At 45.0% G+C, this 21889-nt stretch carries 20 protein-coding genes and 1 pseudogene; 7 read left to right on the top strand and 14 right to left on the bottom strand.

Features of this window, described 5'->3' with window-relative positions; all coding sequences use genetic code 11:
• The first annotated feature begins 4 nt into the window (after positions 1-4).
• Genes B5F78_RS01515 through B5F78_RS01525 form a run of 3 tightly spaced genes read left to right on the top strand, consistent with a single transcriptional unit; the run spans position 5 to position 2805 of the window.
• On the top strand, positions 5-1087 hold the full coding sequence (locus tag B5F78_RS01515) for an o-succinylbenzoate synthase (RefSeq protein WP_087405779.1): 1083 nt from the start codon (positions 5-7) through the stop codon (positions 1085-1087).
• Complete coding sequence (locus tag B5F78_RS01520; protein ID WP_087207818.1) at positions 1084-2226, top strand: AMP-binding protein; 1143 nt, start codon at positions 1084-1086, stop codon at positions 2224-2226. Before B5F78_RS01515 ends, B5F78_RS01520 begins: the two co-directional genes overlap by 4 nt.
• 6 nt (positions 2227-2232) lie before the next feature.
• Positions 2233-2805: a helix-turn-helix domain-containing protein gene (locus B5F78_RS01525; protein ID WP_022039451.1), complete on the top strand. Its 573-nt coding sequence runs from the start codon at positions 2233-2235 to the stop codon at positions 2803-2805.
• A gap of 468 nt (positions 2806-3273) precedes the next feature.
• On the opposite strand, the gene B5F78_RS01530 is transcribed toward B5F78_RS01525, so the two are convergent.
• The gene (locus B5F78_RS01530; protein ID WP_087405780.1) at positions 3274-4581 is read right to left on the bottom strand and encodes an inositol-3-phosphate synthase; all 1308 of its coding nucleotides are present in this window, start codon (positions 4579-4581) and stop codon (positions 3274-3276) included.
• Positions 4582-4855: 274 nt separating this feature from the next.
• Here B5F78_RS01530 and B5F78_RS01535 point away from each other — a divergent pair, with 274 nt between their 5' ends.
• Together B5F78_RS01535 and ndk are read left to right on the top strand one after the other, a co-directional pair.
• Entirely contained in the window at positions 4856-5758 is a 903-nt protein-coding gene (locus B5F78_RS01535) for a PfkB family carbohydrate kinase (protein ID WP_022039449.1), read from the top strand.
• 177 nt (positions 5759-5935) lie between these two features.
• On the top strand, positions 5936-6403 hold the full coding sequence (ndk, locus tag B5F78_RS01540) for a nucleoside-diphosphate kinase (RefSeq protein ID WP_022039448.1): 468 nt from the start codon (positions 5936-5938) through the stop codon (positions 6401-6403).
• 101 nt (positions 6404-6504) lie between these two features.
• Here ndk and B5F78_RS01545 read toward each other — a convergent pair whose 3' ends face one another.
• The 5 genes from B5F78_RS01545 to B5F78_RS01565 all read right to left on the bottom strand — a co-directional run bounded on the left by B5F78_RS01545 (position 6505) and on the right by B5F78_RS01565 (position 11423).
• Positions 6505-7131, bottom strand: a complete 627-nt coding sequence (locus B5F78_RS01545) for an HD domain-containing protein (RefSeq protein ID WP_225226367.1) — start codon at positions 7129-7131, stop codon at positions 6505-6507.
• Positions 7132-7197: 66 nt separating this feature from the next.
• Entirely contained in the window at positions 7198-8049 is an 852-nt protein-coding gene (locus B5F78_RS01550) for an SDR family oxidoreductase (protein WP_087405781.1), read from the bottom strand.
• The gene (locus B5F78_RS01555; RefSeq protein ID WP_087405782.1) at positions 8046-9281 is read right to left on the bottom strand and encodes an NADH:flavin oxidoreductase; all 1236 of its coding nucleotides are present in this window, start codon (positions 9279-9281) and stop codon (positions 8046-8048) included. The genes B5F78_RS01550 and B5F78_RS01555 overlap by 4 nt, the downstream gene beginning before the upstream one ends.
• A gap of 96 nt (positions 9282-9377) precedes the next feature.
• Positions 9378-10148 (bottom strand): DUF1295 domain-containing protein, encoded by a 771-nt coding sequence (locus tag B5F78_RS01560; RefSeq protein WP_087405783.1) that lies wholly within the window; start codon positions 10146-10148, stop codon positions 9378-9380.
• Positions 10149-10268: 120 nt separating this feature from the next.
• A complete protein-coding gene (locus tag B5F78_RS01565; protein WP_087405784.1) occupies positions 10269-11423 on the bottom strand; it encodes a serine hydrolase domain-containing protein in 1155 nt (384 codons plus the stop codon).
• 147 nt (positions 11424-11570) lie between these two features.
• Here B5F78_RS01565 and B5F78_RS01570 point away from each other — a divergent pair.
• Positions 11571-12386: pseudogene (locus B5F78_RS01570) on the top strand (sialate O-acetylesterase); the annotation flags it as partial.
• A gap of 444 nt (positions 12387-12830) precedes the next feature.
• Positions 12831-13124: a hypothetical protein gene (locus tag B5F78_RS01575; RefSeq protein WP_022039441.1), complete on the top strand. Its 294-nt coding sequence runs from the start codon at positions 12831-12833 to the stop codon at positions 13122-13124.
• 208 nt (positions 13125-13332) lie between these two features.
• Here B5F78_RS01575 and B5F78_RS01580 read toward each other — a convergent pair whose 3' ends face one another.
• From B5F78_RS01580 to rlmN, 8 genes are read right to left on the bottom strand one after another with little or no spacing between them, the layout of a single operon-like run.
• The gene (locus B5F78_RS01580) at positions 13333-14550 is read right to left on the bottom strand and encodes a sugar MFS transporter (protein WP_022039440.1); all 1218 of its coding nucleotides are present in this window, start codon (positions 14548-14550) and stop codon (positions 13333-13335) included.
• 11 nt (positions 14551-14561) lie between these two features.
• Positions 14562-15287 carry an HAD family hydrolase gene (locus B5F78_RS01585; protein WP_022039439.1) on the bottom strand — a complete coding sequence of 242 codons (726 nt, stop codon included), beginning with the start codon at positions 15285-15287 and terminating at the stop codon, positions 14562-14564.
• On the bottom strand, positions 15280-16284 hold the full coding sequence (locus B5F78_RS01590) for a lysylphosphatidylglycerol synthase transmembrane domain-containing protein (protein WP_087207829.1): 1005 nt from the start codon (positions 16282-16284) through the stop codon (positions 15280-15282). The genes B5F78_RS01585 and B5F78_RS01590 overlap by 8 nt, the downstream gene beginning before the upstream one ends.
• Entirely contained in the window at positions 16281-17231 is a 951-nt protein-coding gene (locus tag B5F78_RS01595; protein WP_022039437.1) for a CDP-alcohol phosphatidyltransferase family protein, read from the bottom strand. Before B5F78_RS01595 ends, B5F78_RS01590 begins: the two co-directional genes overlap by 4 nt.
• A gap of 3 nt (positions 17232-17234) precedes the next feature.
• Positions 17235-18104, bottom strand: a complete 870-nt coding sequence (locus B5F78_RS01600) for a hypothetical protein (RefSeq protein ID WP_022039436.1) — start codon at positions 18102-18104, stop codon at positions 17235-17237.
• A 47-nt stretch (positions 18105-18151) separates the two neighbouring features.
• Positions 18152-18859, bottom strand: coding sequence for a nucleotidyltransferase family protein (locus B5F78_RS01605; protein WP_087405786.1), 708 nt, complete (start codon positions 18857-18859; stop codon positions 18152-18154).
• 2 nt (positions 18860-18861) lie between these two features.
• A complete protein-coding gene (locus B5F78_RS01610) occupies positions 18862-19956 on the bottom strand; it encodes a PdxA family dehydrogenase (protein WP_022039434.1) in 1095 nt (364 codons plus the stop codon).
• Between the two features lie 9 nt (positions 19957-19965).
• Positions 19966-21036, bottom strand: a complete 1071-nt coding sequence (rlmN, locus tag B5F78_RS01615; RefSeq protein ID WP_087207832.1) for a 23S rRNA (adenine(2503)-C(2))-methyltransferase RlmN — start codon at positions 21034-21036, stop codon at positions 19966-19968.
• Positions 21037-21889 lie beyond the last annotated feature (853 nt).

Below are 21889 nucleotides of genomic sequence, written 5' to 3' on the forward strand. Positions count from 1 at the left end.
GCTTATGTACACCATAAAAATCATCCCCCGCACCTTGCATTTCAAACAACCTGCCGGGACTTCACGCGGTGTGTACCGCACCCGTAACGTCTGGTACCTGATATTGAAAGATTCAGAAACCGGTAAATACGGCATCGGAGAATGTGCTCCACTGCCAACACTGAGTTGTGATGACATACCCGACTATGAGGACGTACTGACCTGCCATTGCCTGCAAACGGCCGAGCACGGCATCATCGACTACGAGGCTCTGCGCACTTATCCGTCCATGCTGTTCGGACTGGAAACCGCATTCCGCCACTTACAAGCAGGCTGTCTGCAGTTCTGGGACACTCCTTTTACTAAAGGTAAAGAAGGTATTCCCATCAATGGACTCATCTGGATGGGAAACTTCAATGAGATGTATCATCGTATCGAAGAAAAAATGCATGCAGGATTCCGATGCATCAAGGTAAAAATCGGGGCTATTGATTTCGAACAAGAACTGGAACTGTTGGCTCACATCCGCCGTTACTTCTCACCCGAAGAAATCGAACTGCGGGTAGATGCCAACGGTGCCTTTTCGCCTGATGAAGCTCCAGCCAAACTGGAACAGCTCAGCCATTTCCACTTGCATTCCATCGAACAGCCCATCCGTGCCGGACAATGGGACACACTGGCGAAGCTATGCCAGAACACTCCCATACCAATAGCACTTGATGAAGAATTAATCGGTATAAACCTTCCAGAACAAAAGACCGAACTGCTTGACCAAATCCGCCCGCAATACATCATCCTAAAGCCGTCACTGCATGGAGGCATGAACGGCTCGGAAGAATGGATACGATTGGCACAAGAAAGAGGGATCGGTTCGTGGGTAACTTCAGCACTCGAATCAAATGTCGGACTGAATAGTATTGCGCAATGGTGTGCTACCATGCATCCTCAAATACCGCAAGGACTGGGCACAGGCATGCTATTCACAGACAACATTCCCTACCCACTTCGCATCAAAGGTGACTGTCTCTGGTATTTGCCCGAACAACCTGAGCCGGACTGGAATGCATACTTCAATTGGCAAGGAAACGAAAAAATATATAATTCATGAATGACTTCAATACAGAAATATCCCGACAAACCATAACCATCAACGGGAAAACTTATACTGCCGATGATGCACGAGCCACAGCCGGTTGCTTCAGCCGGCTGCAAATCCTTTTCCGCAAACCTGCGGAAAGCGACAATTTTCTGGCATCACTGGCCGATTTTCTAACCGAATGGTTCAACGATGAAGATACGGTCAGCGTACACACATCTGGCTCCACCGGCACCCCCAAAAAACTCTATGTGGAAAAACGACGCATGATGAACAGTGCAATGCTGACGGTTTCGTTCCTCCGGCTCCACCATGGTGACACAGCCCTGCTTTGCATGCCACTGAAATACATTGCCGGAAAAATGGTCGTGGTACGTGCCTTGGTGGCCGGTCTTGACCTGATTCCAATCACTCCCTGCGGACATCCTTTCCAACAGCTGGATATTCACCCGACATTTGCCGCCCTGATTCCAATGCAAGTATTCAATTCATTGCAAGTTCCTGAAGAATGCGAACGGATGAAGGCTGTCGACCAACTCATCATCGGCGGAGGAGCCATAGACCCAACTATCGTGCAAGCCCTGCAAACCTTTCCCAATAATATATGGAGCACATATGGCATGACAGAAACCCTTTCACATATCGCACTACGAAAACTGAACGGCAAAGGAGCTTCGGAATGGTACACCCCACTCGAAAACGTCACACTTTCCCAGTCAGACGAAGGAACATTGGTTATTGATGCTCCTTGGGTCTGTCCGGAACGACTCACAACCAACGACATTGTTGTATTTAACGCATCCGGACAATTCCGTGTCATCGGCAGGAAAGACAATACCATCAACACGGGAGGAGTAAAAGTACAAATCGAACAGATAGAAGCAATCCTGCAACCTTTGCTTCCACTACCATTCATGGTAACCTCGGTACCCGATGTCAAGTTCGGCGAACGCGTCGTGCTACTTGTACAAGCCTCTGGCACATCTCTGCCAGACAACGAACAAAAAAAGTTCGACAAGGCTTTCCAATATTTACCAGCTTACTGGGTACCGAAGCAAATCATACTCACCGACAAACTTCCATTGACAGAAACAGGGAAGCCTGACAGAGCAAAAGCCAAAAGAATAGCCAGTGACACCAACACACCATAAGTTTCTATGAACTGCCATACTACCATCCATATCAAAAATATGGTGTGCCGCCGGTGCATCATCATCGTGAACCAGATTTTCCAAAAGCACGGCTTCGAGCCTTCCAGCATCGAACTGGGTACGGTCATACTTGCGCAGCCGCTACCAAAGGAAACAGCCGGCATCATTCGCAAGGAATTGACAGACTGCGGATTCGAATGGATTGACGACAAGCGTACACGCATCATCGAACAAGTACGCACCGCCGTCATTCAATACGTACACCATGATGACCTCCCAGAACAGCAGAACCTGTCCGACTACATCAGCCGTCAATGCCACCGTGATTATAGCTCACTCAGCAAGCTGTTCACCGAAACCAACGGCATTACCATCGAAAAATACTACATTGCTCAAAAAATAGAACGTGTTAAAGAGCTTTTAGTGTACGATGAATTATCTATCAGCGAAATAGCAGACAAGCTACATTATTCCAGTTCAGCCCATCTCAGTTCTCAGTTCCGTTCCGTCACCGGACTTTCGCCCACCCAGTTCAAGCAATTAAAACATCCCAAGCTCAAACCACTGGATGAAGTGTGAATACATCAAAACAAGAAAACTTTTAATAAATGCCCGCAAACAGCCAATATATACCTCTGAAAAATGAATATATACTGCATCCGCGGTTGAATATATACTGCAACTGCGGTTGAATATATACTGCATTCGCCTACGGATATATACTGCATCAGCAAACGCAGTACTACTGCATTTTCAACTTAGCCGGATTGACAAATTACAGGACATTCATAAAACTTTCACAGGAATTTGAAACTCATTGAAAAAGACAGCGAGATACTGCTCTACCCAACAATATCTCGCTAAAATATAGAGCCTGTTGCTTTTTTAAACAGGCTCATAAATTATCAAGAGATGACTATTTACGGAATATCCCTCTCCAAACGACTAAGAAGCTGTTTTGAATTTCTCCAAAAAGTTTTTCTTGGCTTGATGTATCCGTTTTCGTGTGTGCTTTGGACGATAAATTCAAAACAGCTTCTAAAAACATTAATCGATTTCTTCGTCAGCTTCATAACCGCCCATTTCCCGAAGGGCATTCTTCAGCATCACATATTGCTGGAAGAGATGATTGACAGGAACTTCATGCTGTGTATAGTCGTGCATCGGACTCTTGAGGAAGAAACTCAAGAAACGTTGGATGCCGTAACGTCCGGCACGTGCCGCTAAATCGCTCAACAATACCAAGTCAAGACAAAGTGGAGCTGCAAGAATAGAATCACGGCATAAGAAATTTATCTTGATCTGCATCGGATACCCCATCCATCCGAAGATGTCAATATTATCCCATCCTTCCTTATTGTCATTGCGCGGAGGATAATAATTGATACGTACCTTATGGTAATAGTCCGAATACAAATCCGGCTGATTTTCAGGCATCAGAATAGATTCCAGGGTAGAGAGTTTACTTACTTCCTTAGTATGGAAATTGGCAGGTTCGTCCAAAACCAGTCCATCCCGATTGCCCAAAATATTTGTAGAGAACCACCCCGACAATCCCAGACAACGTGTACCGATAATCGGCGCAAAACCAGATTTCACCAATGTCTGCCCTGTCTTAAAGTCTTTCCCGGCAATAGGCATCTTTGTCTTTTCTGCCATTTCCCACATCGCAGGAATATCCACTGTCGTATTGGGAGCTCCCATAATAAACGGTGCACCTTCGGCAAGAGCCGCATAGGCATAACACATGGATGGAGCAATGTTTTCACGGTCATCATTCTTCATTGCCTGTTCAAAATCAGCCAATGTCCCGTGCACAGATTCGTTCACCGGCACATAAATTTCAGTAGAAGCTGCCCACAATACCACAATGCGGCTGCATCCGTTCGCTTCCTTAAAATCACGTATGTCTTTGCGCAAGGCTTCCATCATATCCCATCGCGTAGCACAATCCTTCACGTTTTTCCCGTCCAGACGTTTGGCATAATTATGGTCGAAAGCTGCTTTCATCGGCACGATTTTCTCCAACTCATCTTTCACCGGATTAATATCCTTTTCCTTTAACACTTCGCAATTGATTGCAGATTCGTATGCATTGGCCGGATATACATCCCATGCGCCAAACACAATGTCATTCAAATCTGCCATCGGGACAATTTCATTATAATGAAGGTATTTCTTATCGGTCCCACGTCCTACACGAATCTTGTCATATTGAGTCATCGAACCAACAGGCTTTGCCAACCCTTTTCTTACCATCAAGACACCTGTAATAAATGTAGTAGCTACAGCTCCTAGACCAACACACAGCACACCTAATTTCCCAGTGGCAGGTTGTACATTCACTTTTCCCATTTTCTAATAAGTTTTTCGGTTTTTATATTAACATTAATAAGGTAATGAATTTTCTTTTCACTTACATTTGCCGCGTAAAGGTAGACTTTTTATCAATAAAATAAATGTCTTTTGCCTTTTTTGTTGCTTATTCGGCAAAAATAGAACATTATTCCTATAAAAACAACCATAGAAATGATAATCTTTCATAGGAAAGCTGCCGGAAAATCTCTTTAATTCACAAAAAAGCACTATCTTTGCCACCGTTTTTTAACTTGAATAACAGTAACGTAACATGAATGACATTTGCTGCATAGGACATATAACACTGGATAAAATAGTCACTCCCAGACAGACAATTTACATGCCTGGAGGCACTTCGTATTATTTTTCACACGGAATCTATCATTTAAACGATTACAAACACTATAAACTGGTAACCTCTTTGGCACCCAGTGAATATAAATCAGCTAACGAATTACGTGATAAAGGCATTGACGTGGAAATCATCCCCAGCCAACATACTGTATATTTTGAAAACAAATACGGAGAGAACCAAAATAATCGTACCCAGCGTGTATTGGCTAAAGCAGACCCTTTTACTGTAGAGAAATTACAACATCTTGAGGCACGTTTCTTCCACCTGGGCAGTCTGCTGTCTGATGACTTTCCTTTGGATGTAATCAAATTTCTCTCTCAGAAAGGAGTGCTTTCAGTAGATGCACAAGGATATTTGCGTGAAGTGCGAGGAGAAAACGTTTATCCGGTGGATTGGAGCGAAAAGAAAGAAGCCTTAAAGTATATAGACATTCTGAAAGTGAATGAACACGAAGCAGCCGTACTTACCGGTTCTTCTGATTATGGCGAGGCTATTCGTCTTTTACATGAATGGGGAGTAAAAGAAGTGTTATTGACTCTAGGCAGTGAAGGTTCATTGATATACGCCGAGAATACATTATTCCGTATTCCTGCCTACCCGCCCAAAGAAGTGGTGGATGCTACAGGATGCGGCGATACTTATATGTTAGGTTACCTTTATATGCGTAATAAAGGAGCATCTTATGCAGAGGCTGGAACATTTGCCGCAGCATTGTCTACCATCAAGCTCGAAAAATCAGGTCCGTTCTGTGGCACAGAACAGGCAGCAGCCGATATTGTATGTACAAGCCATCTAATCCCCGAAATTTTATCGTGCTGAACAAACCGCTTATATACATCCGGCACAGACAGTCACATAAATACAAACAGAGCGGGACCCATAAAGCCGGTTCCGCTTTTTTATGATAAAATTTACATTTTCTATCCCCTCTCTTTTGCTTTTTCCTTGATAATTAATATCTTTGTGATAATTTGTAATAACCTAAAAATTATCACTATGAGTCTAGAAAAAACATTGGTCATTTTAAAACCCAGCGCCGTACAGCGTGGGTTAATCGGAGAAATTACTACACGTTTCGAACGCAAAGGCCTACGGCTTGCAGGTATGAAAATGATGCAGCTCACCGATGATTTACTGAACGAACACTACGCCCATTTGGCAGACAAACCTTTCTTCGGACGCATCAAGCAATCGATGATGGCATCGCCGGTCATAGCTTGCTGCTACGAAGGAGTGGATGCAGTGCAGGTGGTACGCTCTATGACAGGTGCTACCAACGGCCGTAAAGCTACCCCCGGTACGATTCGAGGCGATTACAGCGTAAGTGCACAAGAAAACATCGTGCATACTTCTGATTCTCCGGAGAATGCTATCGTAGAGCTGAACCGCTTCTTCAGACCTGAAGAAATCTTCGACTATAGCCTTCCTGTACAGTCTTATCTAAATTACGAAGGAGAAGAATAACAAGCTGAAAATCAAACTTGTATATACAGAGGTGCAGGAAACCATTAAAAAACCCTGCACCTCTGTGTATATAGTCAGAGAGATTCTACGCGTTTTATATTTTAAAGCTCATCCAAATCGCTGCCCGTACGCTCCATAATACTCGCGGCTAAACTATCTGCTGCCTGCACAATGGCTACCAACGGGTAAAGCATACGTGCTGTATCATAATTACGCAATTCTTCATAACTGTTCAAGTTCAACCCGAAAGCCCCCATATGCCAACGGATTGCCAGCATTTCATCATCACTCATTTCCAGTCCGTTACAAAGCAGAAGAATCACTGATTTTTCGCCGTGTCCCATCGGAAAACCTTTATAAGTCACCTTGTAACCTTCAGTATCTTCCCACACGCCCAACGCATTCTTGCGTTTCTTCACACTGCGCACATAAATGTCACTCTTGCACACATCGTGCAGCAAGCTGGCAATAATCACATTGTCTCTTCCCACTTCATTTTCCAAACTCGGTTCAAGAACCTTCATCCCTTCCCATATTGCCAAAGCAGCCTTACACGTATTGATGGAATGAAGTACCAAACCACCTTCAGTGTTGAGATGATGCCCTGCAGAGGCAGGAGCTGTAAAAAACCCCAACTCTTCAAGCCCTGTTATTACGTCCTCTACTCCATCACGTCCCGTAGAACGCAACAACTCAACAAATTCTTCCTTATTTTTCTTACTATCCATTTTTCTGCTTTTTCCATTCACAGGTCTCATGCACTGCTCATGCACCAAACCTTTTTATACTTCAATTTAAAATAACCAGCGGTTCACAATTTGCTCCGTCCGGTTCCACAATTCTTGCATCTGCGGATGTCTGACATATTTATCTGATAACGGCTTGGCATGCCCACTCACATTCAATGTACCTGTCCGCTTGCCTGCTTCTTCATCCAACAACAAATGAATGGCAGTAGACGCACCTTGCAGTGGAGTGCGGATAAAGGGACGGAAAAAAATGTCAGTTAACGGATCGAACCATGCATGCATCGTAATAATATCAGTAGAGACAATACCCGGGTCGGCTGCATTGACCACGATTCCTTTGTCACGCACACGCTCTGCCAAGTCTATAGTGAAAAGCATCAATGCCAGCTTGGTATTACTATACACCGGGATACGCCAAAAAGCTCCTTTCCTTCCCCGGTAGAAGAAATCTGGAAAATCCAATTTACCGATGGCATACGTACACGACACCATATTGACTATACGACTACCTTCTCCCATCAATGTCAATAACTTACGAGTCAGCAAATAGTGCCCCATATAGTTCACCTGGACCGTACGTTCATAACCATCTTCCGTACAATGAAAAGCGGTTTCCATTGTACCGGCATTATTCATCAGCAAGCTGACTTGCCCGCCTTCTGCGACCAAAGTATCTGCAAACACTGATACCGAAACAAACGATGCCAGGTCGATGCTACGTACCTCTACCTGCAAATCACCACGCTCACGCAACAATGCCTCACGCACCTCTTCTCCTTTCTCCACCCGCAGGCATGCCATGATAACACGATATCCCGCCATTGCCACGGCACGGGTTATTTCCTGTCCCATTCCACCGTCGGCACCTGTAATCACTGCCAGTTTCCGTGCTTTCATTTTACAGCCTGCCTTTCTTCTATCTGTTCTATCTCTTTTTTCAAACACGGAGGCAATGCTTCATGCAAATGTTGGTGACATGCCATTTCTATGGAATACATCCGGGCTATGCAATAATTGCTGTGACGGCAATTGCAGCGCGCCTGTTCTTCGTCCCGCATCCGATTTACAAATCCCGGCTCATTCAGCAAGGCACGTCCCATTTGCACTGCCTCGAACCCATAATCAAGTACTTCATCTATTTTTTCCCGTGACACCAGTCCACCTACATAGACCAATGGCATCCGAACTGCCTCGCGGAACTTCAATGCGTCTTCCAAGAAATAGGCTTCCTTAAAAGGTACACTGGGAATCATCCATTTACCTACCAGCCGTACGCCATACTTCAGCCACCAGCAAGTCATGTAATGTGTCATGCTGCGGATAGGCATTTCACCCCGCATCACATACATCGGCGCCTTGCTGACAAAACCTCCGCTCAGCACCAGCGCATGGGCACCCGAATGTTCCAGCCGTTTTGCCACCTGAATAGTCTCGTTCAGTTCCATACCTCCCTTGAAACCATCACGCATATTCATCTTTACCAACACAGCCATATCGTTACCTGCAGCCTTCATCACTTCATCCATCACCATATCCATAAACCGCATCCGGTTCTCAAGCGAACCTCCGTAAATATCCTTGCGGTGATTGGTGGAAGGCGAAAGAAACTGACTGATAAGATAACCGTGACCGGCATGGACCTCTACCGCATCGAAACCTGCCTCACGTGCAAGATTGACCGCATGCCCATAAGCACGTGCCATTTCAGACAATTCGTCAGCACGAAGCCCACGTACGAAAGTGGGCGAATAAAGATTAAATCCACTGCTTGCCCCTACTGGCAAACAACCGCAAATGCTCTTGTGAGACATATTACCACAATGTCCCAACTGAATACTTGCAGCAGCACCTTCTTTATGCACGGCATTGGTCAGTTCACGCAAGCCCGGTACTATTTCAGGGCGCATCCATAACTGACGGTCAAACGACAAACCGCTTCGGGTAACAGCGGCATATGCCACTGTTGTCATACCTACCCCTCCGGCTGCTACTGACCGATGATAATCGAGCAACATCTGCGAGGGCTTATTTCCCGGACACATGCTTTCGAATGCGGCTGAGCGAATAGTACGGTTGCGCAACGTAAGCGGTCCTATCGTGACCGGAGTAAACAACTTAGAGTCTTTCATACTACTTCTTTTGTTTTTGTTGACAAAATATCAGTTAACAGACTATCGGATAGTCTTGATGACATATACCAAGGCATCTGAGTGTCAACCGAAAAACTAATATATAAAAGGTATAATCCGTTTTCTATTTCCTACGGCTTCGACACCGAACGTTTCACGATATTTATGATAAATAGCATTGGCACGAGGTATCAGATTGGCGGCTGTCCACCACACAAACACCCAAGCTGCTGGAGAAGCGGTAAGCACGGCAAATCCCGTCCACTCCACCAGTTCACCGAAATAATTGGCAGAAGTGACATACTTATACATCCCTTTCTGCGGAAGATAATGCCGGGTATCTCCCGGCTTACGCAAATGACGGATAACATGATCGGAATGCAAGTTAATTCCCATCCCCACCAAGAACAGGATTATCCCCAACAGGGCATTCGGCTGTAACAAGTAACCGGCTCCAATGCCGACAGGCACACTGTCATTGAACCAAAACAATCCTCCTCCCTGCATCATCCCGTTCAGTACATTAAATACGATGCCCATTGCCATAATGGCTACTGGCATACGGCTTTTCCCTGTCATCAGAAAAGGGAAGATAAACGAACGCTGCAAATAATGCAACTGAAACAACGCAAAAAACAAGAACTGAGGCAATGCAAATCCTACCCCGCTCCGTATCCAAAAAACAAACATCACCACAAATACAGGTGCCTCCATCAGCATCCACGCTATTTTATTGTCCAGTGACAATCCCCACGATGGAGTGCGAAACATTCCGTATCCTGCCTTTACAAAATAGAGGGCAACAAATACCAGAAAAGCAATGCCCGACATGACTGCCAGAAAAAGATGAAAAATTTCCTGATCCATAGACTATATCATTAAAACGAGGTAAAGATACGTCAAAACCGTGAAATAAAACACAGAAACGTAAGAAAACCTACAAAAGCAGATAAACAAACAAGTTTTTCATTAAATCTGACATTCTTATCAAGGATGAAGTATGTGCATTGCAATGTCAAGATATCGTGTCATATCAGTCGTAAAAGGTCCATCGTACACATCACAACGTTTACGTCCCAAACGAACCACTACCGCATTTTCTGAAGGTATCGCATAAACATATTGTCCCAGCATGCCCCGCATACAAGGAATGGTTTCGCCCCGATAGGGTATCAACCATAACTGCAAGCCATAATAACTGAGCGAATCTCTTCCCCACTGGTCTTTCAGGTAAGAAGCAGGACGCAGCATCTCGTCCATATATCTTTGCGACACGAGCTGTTTTCCACGCCATTTACCTTGCTGAAGCAACAGGCTTCCGAGACGCGCCGCATCGCGTGCCGTCGTATGAAAACAACAGAATGCTTTTTCATCACCGTCACGTTTATCCAACAACCAATAAGCATCTTTTTCCGCTTGCATCGGCTTCCACAACTTTTCCTCAGCATACCGGCTCAACGTTTCTCCCGTTGCAGCTTCAAGCACGAACGCCAGAAGCTGCGTCTCACCACTGCGGTATGAGAATTGTATACCAGGCCGGTCTTTTACCTCCAACCCGGTAACCAGTTCGTACAAATCATTTCCATAATAACCGTGGGTAGTAACCGAAAACAGCGAAGCGTATGATTCGTCCCATGCCATCCCCCCACTCATTGTAAGCAAATCACGTAGCGTAACATCCGCTTGCATACCTTTATTATATATAGGTATATAGTCCGAAACCTTGTCATCAAGACTATGTATTTTCCCTTCATCGAATGCTATTCCTACCAACAAGCCCACGATGGTTTTGGTTGCCGAATAAAGATTGGAAGTCAGAGTGTCATTCCATCCGTCGCGATAATTCTCAAAAAGGATACTGTCCCGACGGACGACAAGAAAGGATACTGTATGCAAACTATCAAGATAAGCTGCATCCTTTTCCGAAAGCTGATGCTGATTATACGCTTCTGCTTGAGGCCATAACCATACGCTGTCTGCATCGTGATGCACGACATGACGGTGAAAAGTCTCCAAGTCATCAATAACAGGCATCAGATGAATAAGAGCCTGACGGGCATAGTAAGGCAACGACAAATAAGAAATGACCAGCACCAAAACAATGCCGGCACTGATGCAAATGATTTTCTTTTGCTTGGTCATATGGATTCTTTCGATAAATTTTCTGGCAAGAAAGATAAACATTTTCTTTGAAAGATGTAAGCGATAAGACATATATTCCAAAAAAACTTATAACTTTGCCATTGGTTAGTATAAGTATTTACAAACAATTTCATTATTTATTGTATGATGAAAAAGCTTTTATTTTTGAGCGTGTTGCTGATAGCCATTTCTGCTTCCGCACGCGACAAAGATTTCCACATTTATCTCTGCCTGGGACAGTCGAATATGGAAGGTAATGCTAAGTTTGAGCCCCAGGACACTTGCAATATCAGCAACCGTTTCCTGCTGATGTCTGCTGTCGATTGCCCTGAACTGAACAGAGTAAAAGGGCATTGGTATCGTGCCGTACCCCCTTTGTGCCGATGCCATACGGGACTGACTCCTGCCGATTACTTTGGTCGGACATTAGTAAACAATCTGCCCGAAAAAATACGTATAGGTATTGTACATGTGGCCATCGGAGGCTGTCGTATCGAATTGTTCGACAAGGATAACTACCAATCGTATGTAGATTCATCACCCGAATGGTTAAAAAACATGGTAAAAGAATATGATGGCAACCCTTACGCGCGTTTAGTGGAAATGGCACGTCTGGCACAAAAAGACGGAGTCATCAAAGGCATATTGCTGCATCAAGGAGAATCGAACACGGGCGACCCCGATTGGCCAGACAAAGTAAAGCTGGTTTACGAAAACCTGCTTTCCGACCTTCACCTGAAAGCGAAAAACGTTCCCTTGCTTGCTGGTGAAGTGGTCAATGCTGACCAAAACGGGAAATGTGCCTCGATGAATGCCATTATCGACACTTTGCCCCGCTCCATTCCTACTGCACATATCATTCCGTCGGCAGGTTGTCCTGCTGCCAAAGATAGTTTGCATTTCACGGCACAAGGCTACCGGATGCTTGGTACACGCTATGCCATCCAAATGCTGAAGCTATTGGGCATAGACAAGTCTGATGATAAAAACTTGCTTGATTTTGCCTATCCGGATGCCAATCAACAAAAACTAATCCGCAAAGAAGACTAAGAAGCTGTTTTGAATTTCTCCAAAAAGTTTTTCTTGGCTTGATGTATCCGTTTTCGTGTGTGCTTTGGGAGAAATTCAAAACAGTTTCTTCTCATATTCTATCAAGCTCTTATCTTTCAAAAGACAAATTGTACAACCGCCTTGATAAGAAGATAATGTCCTTTCCATGCAAGATTAATAATCTTACACGAAACAACTTATATATCGTTGCAACTATCTGAAAATAGCGATGCAGATATAAATACCTGCAGATATAAATATCCCCCGCGAGCCATAAAATATCTTGTCCGGCTTGCGGGGTAATGATTTTATTTATATCTTGGCACGATTTTTTTACAAACCCCTAAAACAAGAATTATGCAGACAGTTATCAAACTTTTTATCTTTGCAGCGATATATGTCATTGGCATCGTCAATCTGGCAAAAACCAATACCGTATGGACGGGCGACCTGAGTTACCGCCTCATCCACCTGCTACTGTTCATCACCAGTGTACTTGCACTTATCAGCCGCATGCGGCCCAAAGCCGGTCAAAACCCCCATCCGCTTTACCCCGTGGCACGCTGGTGTTTCATCATCGTATGCTTATTTTATGCCCTCACCTATTTGTCTGCCATCTTCATAACCGACTTGCCTTTGCTCCTCAAATGATGTCTACGTAGTGGAAGAGTATACTAAAAAAACGGCGTGACAGCATTGTCTGTATGTTCATTTTAGGACAGGCGTTTGGCGATGCCTCAGTTTGAATGAACTACAGACAGGCCTCACGCCTTTTTTATGAGTCCCCAATACAGCCCCTCATCGAGAACATGCTTTTTCACATAGCCATTCCCCTATCACGGAGTTGCTGAATATATCTTTACTTAGAGAGGGTGATACGCTGTGAAAGCATTTTCCGTGCATAAAACCACACCACGACATATGCCACCCAAGGCACTACGAACGCCCAAACCATGGAGTCGGTATGGTCTGCCACCACTCCCATCAGCAACGGACCTACCACACCTCCCACAGGCGACATCATCAGGAAAGAAGAGGCACGCTTGGTATGGATGCCCAGCCCTTTCAGTGAAAGAGCAAAGATAGTGGGGAACATAATCGCCTCGAACGCATACCCACACAGCAGGGCGATGAGAGAAACGATACCAAGGTCGAACAATACCACCGTAGTGGTCAGTACCGTACCCGTAGCACACCAGAACAACATCCGTTCGGCACTGACACGCTGCATAATCCAGCTTCCGGAGAAACGCCCCAACATAAACAGTCCCAGCCCGCCGAAAGAAAGAACCAGCGAAGCATAACGGGCGTCCATCCACCGCTGTTCTACCACGTAATTGATAAAGAAACTATTGATGGAGATTTCCGCCACCTCATAAGCGAACAAGGCTATCAACCCGAAGATAAACAGCCGGTGCGACCATAGCCCCACCCGATGTCCTTCTTTGTCCACCTCTGCCTCATGCCTGATTTCGGGAAGTTTTACCCGCAAGAATATACTTGCCACAAAAAGCACCAATATCCCCATGCAAGCATAAGGAAAAGCTACGCTGTTGGGATGTTCTTTGGTTTCGGAAAAAAGGAACCAACCCACCAACAACGGTGCACAGATACACCCCAGTCCGTTGAACGACTGAGCAAAGTTCAAACGGCTCGCCGCCGTTTCTTTTGCACCCAGTTCGGTGACATAAGGATTGGCTGCCGTTTCCAGGAAAGTCAGTCCGCAACCGATAACGAACAAAGCGAAGAGAAAAGCATTGAACGAAACAAAATATTGTCCGGGAATGAACAACAATGACCCTATGCCATAAAGCAGCAAGCCGAACACTACCCCGCTCCGGTATCCGAACCGGTTGATGAATAATCCGGCCGGGATAGCCATTACGAAATATCCCATATACATCATTGCCTGAATCAATGCCGAATGAGTCTTCGAAATGTCCAGCATCTCCTGGAAATGTTTGTTTAATACGTCCAATATGGCGTGGGCAAATCCCCACAAGAAAAAAAGTGAAGTCAACAGGACGAAAGGCAGGAAATACTGCTTGTCGACCAATACAGTCCGTTGTTTATCCATGGATATCTTTATTATAATAAATAAGTTAATAATTCGGGTAAATCAGTTATAATCAGGTCGGGTAATGATTCGTTTGCATCTTCGTCCCAACTTTCTCCTTTCAACCACGCCACCCGGCATCCTATATGCTTGGCTGGGACAACATCTTTCGGATACGAATCACCTACTGCCAAAACCTTATCTGCCGGAAATCCCATAGCGTCTATTCCTAACTGGTAAATGGCTGGATCGGGCTTGCGTACCCCTACCACCGATGACTCTATAATGGCCGAAAAGCTTTCGGACAGACCGAAATCTTTCAAAACCGCCTGAATGTTTCCGTAGAAATTGGAAACCAAAACCAGCTTATACCGTTTTGACAGAGTTTGTAAAACCGGACGGGTCCGCTGTAATACGTCCCATACATACCTATAGCAACTGTCGGCTATACATGTTGCATAGTCGTATTTATCGGCTTTCGTACGCGACAAGACCCCTTTATCAATCAAATAATCCACTTGAATACGGGTTTTGACCGAAAGCACTTCATGAAAGCCGTATTCCGGTTTTATCAATTGTTTGTGTGCCAGTGTCCGTTCACCATATACATATGCCTCACGGAATTCCGGTTTGCTGACTGGTACGTCAAAAGTCTTATACTTTTCCCATAAAACTTCTGCCCAATGACGGCCATTGGTATCAATAGTCCCTCCGTAATCGAAGATGATACCCTGTATATCAATTAATTTTTCACTCATTTTTCTTTTCATTTTTACAGTTGCCAACCTTCATCAGCAACACTCCTATCATAATCCAAAACAACTCCCGCACCCGAGCTATCAGTCCGGTATAGATACCGAATGCAGCTGGAATGGCAAGTCCTCCGGTTGCCAGGACAAATCCTCCTTCGCGAGCTCCCAGCTGCATGGGCGAGAAGAAAAATAAATTGGCAAAGAGCGAAGTGAATGCCATAATCAAAATACAAGCCAAGAAACTGACATCAGCAGTCAGAATGTTTAGAATGAAATAGACTTCCAGGCAGCCCACAATCCGTGCTGAGAACTCCAGTCCCAACGAAATATAGAACGTACTTTTCCGCTGTTTGTGCAATTCTGCTATTTGTGCATCTATCCGTTCCAGCGTATCTTTCTTTTCCACGCAGAACCGCTTTGCCCACTTCTTTACAAAAGGCACGTGCGATAACCAGTTCAGTGCACGTACCGCCATCCCGTTCCGGTAACCTTTCATAAAGAAATAAATCGCCAGAGAACAGAACGCTACAACCACAGCCAGCAGAATACCTACCCCCCAGTTCATCGGTTCAAAAAGCACATAAAGCACAGCCGATACAAGCCAAAACCAGAAATGCGAAAAGATATGCATCATGGCATATAATATTACGGAAGAAGTAGCTTTGCTTCCCCCCACATACGAGCTAAGTTCCATGATACGGTAAGGCTCCCCTCCCATCAGCCCTACCGGTGTTGCGTAATTCAAGGCAAAACCGGAGATAGTCAGTTTATAGACTTGTCTGAAAGGAACTTTTCCACTCTTCCCGTCGCAGATAATCACATACCATGCCCATGCATTCAGGTAATAGATAAACACCCACAGGAAAATGACAGCAGGAAGCCATATCCCTGCCCTACGCAGATTTTTCCACAACTCATTGTAGTCCATATCAAATGTGCAGAGCATCACCACAATGGCAAAGATACCGAAAAACCAAAATATGTTACGGGCTTTTTCTTTCATTGTCGAGCGTATTTATGATACAGATAGGCACTCAAAGCCTCGTGGCGATGGCGCATATAGATAAAAAGGATAGTCATAACTGTCATTTCAAATATAAAATATACCCACGGTTCACCCATAAGCAACGATACATAAAGCACAATGGCACGTGTGTTGAACGTGAGGATATTGGCATATTTCATCAGTGGCAGACTTAAAGAGCGGAACTCGTTGCGCAATGTACCGGGAATATCGTCACCATATTTCTGCTGTATAAAGGCATAAAAACGTTGGAAATTCGGGGTCATGCGTTCTTGTTTCCGGGTATAATTGCCATAAAAATACAGAAAAGCTTTCCACCAGAAATTTCCTTTCCAGGGAAGGCTATAAAACAAATCCCGCTGTTGCTTGAAGTTATCCAGTTCGCTTCCTGCTTTCCCTTTCAGGAAAAACAAATGGATATTACGGTAATAATCTGCCAATGCACATTGCCGGCTATGACAGAGTGTCCCCGACAAGGCGGCTATTATCCAAATGCCTGCTCCCCATACCATTCCGTCACTACTGCCTATGCCTAACGGCAAAGGTTGGCAGGTAAGACGCAAACAAATAGTGAAATAAATGGCTATAAACCAAAGGTCGCCTGCAAATCCGTCCAACATGCGTCCCCAACGCGTCTTTTTACCAGTCATACGTGCCAATTGCCCGTCGCAGCTATCATAATGGTTTGCCCACATGAGCAAGATTATGCCGGCAAGCGTATGTTTCAAGTCCGGATAATAAAACATGATTCCTGCCCCTATGCCCAATAGAATCGACAAAATAGTCACTACATTAGGGTGTACATCGAAATGCCTGAAAAACAACGCCCAGGCATAACCTATCGGACGGTTAAAATATATATCCAAAAACTCTTCCGTATCCATTGACTTGAAAGAGGCTTTCAATCCTTTCTTTTCTGTACTCATCTCTTAATGGCTGTTCTGTTTGGCAATGATACAATTGTAAATATAACCGGCTATTTCTGTTGACGCCTCCTCACAACAAGGTGCAAAGCTTGGCCAGTCATTGAAATCAATAATACGGATTTCGCCCGTCGGACCTACTACACAATCGCCTCCATAAACAGGTACCTGGAGCACCTCTGCCGCCCGGTTGGCATAATTTTTCAGTTTGTCCAGACAAAACGGGAAACCGCGTGCCTTCCCATTAATGGCTTCCAGTCCATATTTGCTATGCGATTGTTCGGTAGGATAAAACGAATAGAAAAAATCGGTATTCTTCACCCCGTAAAACTTCACCAAGTCTCCTACCAGATGTTCGTTGACTACTGCCCTCGGTATCCCACGGTTCCGGAAATCAGCAAGAACAATATTTGCCTCCTCCCTACATTCTACATAGACCACGTCTTCTTTCACCATAGCATGTGAATCACCCCGTTTAATCCAACAGGGGAACAAATCAAGCGTAAATCCCTGATCAGTAGGAATGATATAACTTTTGGGATGTGGAATGCCGTAATGCATTAAAATCTCGGTCATCGGCTGGCGAATGCAATTCTCGATTCCCTGTCCTGAATTAATAACCAGACTACCTGTCTTTTCCAGTTCTTTCAAATATGGAATGGTGGCATGGTCGCGTGCCATATTGAAAATGAATTCTGCCTGAATACGCCGTTGTACGAACTCTGTTTCTGAAAACAGTTTCACCTCACAGCCTTTTTTCCCCAGCTTTTCAGCTGTCTTCATCAAAATAGCCGCATCATTATTGATATGATTGGGTGAAAACTGGTTTCCACGACTCACTCCAATAAGCTGGATTCTTCTCTCCTCGTGTTGCATGACTTATGCGCTTCTCTCTTTATTTTTGGGAGTATATACAGCTCCCATCAATGTACTTCATTCAAAAATGCTTCTGCCTTTGGGATATCTGCAGCATGGTCTACGTCCAGAATTTTCGAAAACGGATATGCTTCCAAGCGTAATCCGTCGCTCACCAACTGCCGCTGAAAATTACGCATACGCGACATACCTGAACAAATGCAATGCTCCAAAGTGCCGATGGCTTGGGGAGTCAGGCAGTAAATGCCTCCTGAAATGTATTTCACACCAGGCATGGGCATGTCATAAAAACCGGTAATGTTCAAATCGGTATCGGTACCGATATATAGCGGCTTCTCATCATCAACATAATCCGTAACCGCCATCAGCCCATCTTTATCCGAAACTTTGAAAGCTTCGATGAAGCGGGAAAACTCATCTTCCCGGAAAACAGTATCTACGGTGGTCAGGCAAAAACGGTCTTCTTTCAGATAAGGACTCAACTCGTGGAAACTATGCATCGAGCTGGGAGTGGTCTTGACGACCACCCTCAACGGAATGTCTGAATGCTTTTCCAGTTCTGTCAAATGCGCCTTTGTCAAAGGTGATTCATTGTTAATGACGACCACTACCTCTTCGGCACCGTTCTGCATAAATATATGTATCAGGCGATCTATCATCGCTCTCCCATTCAGCTGTACCAAAGGTTTGGGCAACCGGACACCTTCTTGTGACAATCGGGTCCCCTCTCCAGCCGCTATAATTGCAAACTTCATATTCATTCGTCCTCTACCGTGTCCAGTTTCAGCTTATCGCTATCGTCACGTTTCTCGTAATATTGCTTGCGCAACGGGCGGGCATTGATTTCTTCTTCAATCTGCCGGCGGCGGAACACATCAAGTGCCACATAAATGGCTTGCCTGAAAGAATCCTCGGAAGCCACACCTTTCCCCGCCAGATCGTATGCAGCATCGTGTACCGGAGCCGTGCGGACAATGGAAAGGCCGGCGGTATAGCAAACTCCTTCATTCATGGCAAGTGTCATAAAAGGAAGCACGCCCTGGTCGTAATACATTGCCAACACCCCATCGAAGTGCCGGTAATACCCCAAACCCATAAACGTATCAGCGGCATAGGGTCCGTAGCATAAGATACCCCGTTTGGTCATGGCTTCCACGGCGGGAACAATTGCCTGTTCTTCTTCCAGACCGACAAGCACATTGCTTTGTGCCTGCGGGTTCAGCGCAAACACGGCGATACGCGGATTATCAATACCGAAATCTTGCTTCAGCGAACGGTGGAACACTTCTATTTTTTCCATCACCTCTTCTTTTGTCAGCCTGGGAGATACCTCTTTCAATGGGATACGCCCTGTCACCAGTGCCATCCGGAAATCATCCTTCAGCAAGATTTTCAGTGCTTTTCTACCCTTGCCAAAGCGTTCTTCCAAATAAGCAGTATGGCCGGAGAAAGGATATTCTTCCGTCTGTACGGCATTCTGGTTTGCAGGAGCCGTCACCAGCACATCAAATAATCCTTCACTATATTCAGCCGAAGCCCTTTCCAGTGCATCGAGTGCGGCACGGCTTCCGTCGGGTGTAGGTTTCGATAGTTCCACTTTCAATTCCTCATCAGTACAGCTGACAATGTTCAGACGCCCGTCTTGCGCTTCCGATGCCGAACTTATGATACTGAAATTGGCAGGCAAGTCCATCGCTTTACGGTGATAAGCCGCCACCTTGGGCGAACCGTAAACAACCGGTGTGCACAAATCCAGCATCGCCGGATTGGAGAAGGTTTTCAGAATCACCTCATAACCTACCCCATTGATATCTCCGTGGGTGATACCCACCTTTATTTTACGTCCTTCCATATCATTTCCTTATTTATTGATTTTTGTCTTGTCTTTATGTACATGTTGTCTTTCCGCCTGTTTCTCTGCTGTAGAAAGCATACCGCAAGCAGCAAAAATATCTTCTCCCCGCGAAGCACGAATGGTGGCAAATACCCCATGACGGGTCAAATAATCGCGGAATGCCAGCATCGTATCCGCATCGGTCCCCTGCAAATCCACCCCCGGAATCGCATGGAAACGAATCAGGTTGACCCGGCAGTCCAGTCCCCGCACCAACTTCACCAGTTCTTTGGCATATGCCAAATTATCGTTCACACCGCCGAAAACGATGTATTCGAACGACAGGCGCCGTTGTTTGCTGAAGTCATACCCCCGGAGCATGTCGACAATTTCACGAATGGAAAAAGCCTTTTCGGCAGGCATCAGTTCACCACGTTGTGCCGGGAAAGGCGAGTGCATGCTTACCGCCAGGTGGCAATCGCTCTCTTTCAAGAAGCGTTCCATTCCACGTCTCAGGCCTACCGTAGAAACCGTGATTCGTTTCGGGCTCCAGGCATAACCATAGTCTGCGGTCAGCACCTCCAGCGACCGCAACACAGCATCCAGATTATCCATAGGCTCACCCATCCCCATAAACACCACATTGGTCAGTGTGTCCCGCTCAGGGATAGAATAAATCTGATTCAAGATTTGCGCAGTGGTCAGATTGCCCGAAAAGCCTTGTTTACCCGTCATGCAGAACTTGCAGTTCATTTTGCATCCCACCTGTGAAGACACACATAACGTAGCGCGTTCGCCATCAGGAATATAAACAGACTCGATATAGTTGTTATCGGGCGTACGGAACAGATATTTCACCGTGCCGTCCACCGAACGCATCTCATGCACCGGAGCAGAAGCCCCCACCTCGTACATCTCCTTCAGCCGTTCACGGTTCTTGAGCGACAGGTCGGTCATTTCATCTATCGAAGCCACCTTCCTCCCGTACATCCAGCGTGCCACCTGCTTCCCTGTAAACTTGGGCATTCCCAAGCTTGTCACGATTTCGGTCAGCTCGCCCAGTGTTTTTCCCAAAAGGGATATCTTCTTTTCACTCATTCAACACTTGTTTTGTTTGCAAAAATAGGCAAAATCTCTGAATTACGCGAAATAAAAAAGCAGAATACAGAAATTCACACTACAAATTAAGACTTCCGGAAGAAAAATAAGCGCGGTATGAAATTGTACATTTTCTCACCAGATATTTTAATGTGCCAATGAACAATAGGGCAATGTGCTAATTTATTTCACAAAATGGATGCAAGAGGGGTATAGGTTGAAACGACACCCCTGCGCACGGTATGGTTTCAACTCATATCGTCTTCCCCATGACCTTAATTCAAGTAAGGTCATCCTGCGGGATAGGGTGGTTTGAAACTACCTTATCTCAGAGACGACCTGCTTTCAAGGTAGGTCGTTGTTATCTTGCGCAGAGACCCCCTCTGTCAAACATACACCGTCTCGGCACGTATGTCGGTATGGAGAGGGGAATAGTGAGGGAGGATTCACTCCACAAAGATACGAAAAATTTTTCAATTGGCAATGGATATTAGGCAATGGACAATGGAAATTTGACAATCGGCAATTATTTTTTTGGCAAGTTATACTTAAACCGCTGAGATGCAACTATTTGCACAGGCACGCGAAGCTATATATACCGGGATTTGCATATAGATGCGTGATATATGCAAGATATAAGCATAATGATGACAATGACAAATGACAAATGACAATTAACTTTTTCCGGAAAATGCCTTAATAGCAAGTGAGCGACATTATAAATTATATTATATATATATTATAATATATATATAATATAATTTAATTTACAATTCTCTTTTCTTCTTCGTGGTGCGTTACATCACTTTGTTAATTGTCATTTGTCATTTGTCATTGTCACGATAATACAAGC

This window comes from Bacteroides sp. An279, assembly GCF_002159615.1.
Classification (GTDB): Bacteria; Bacteroidota; Bacteroidia; order Bacteroidales; family Bacteroidaceae; genus Phocaeicola; species Phocaeicola intestinalis.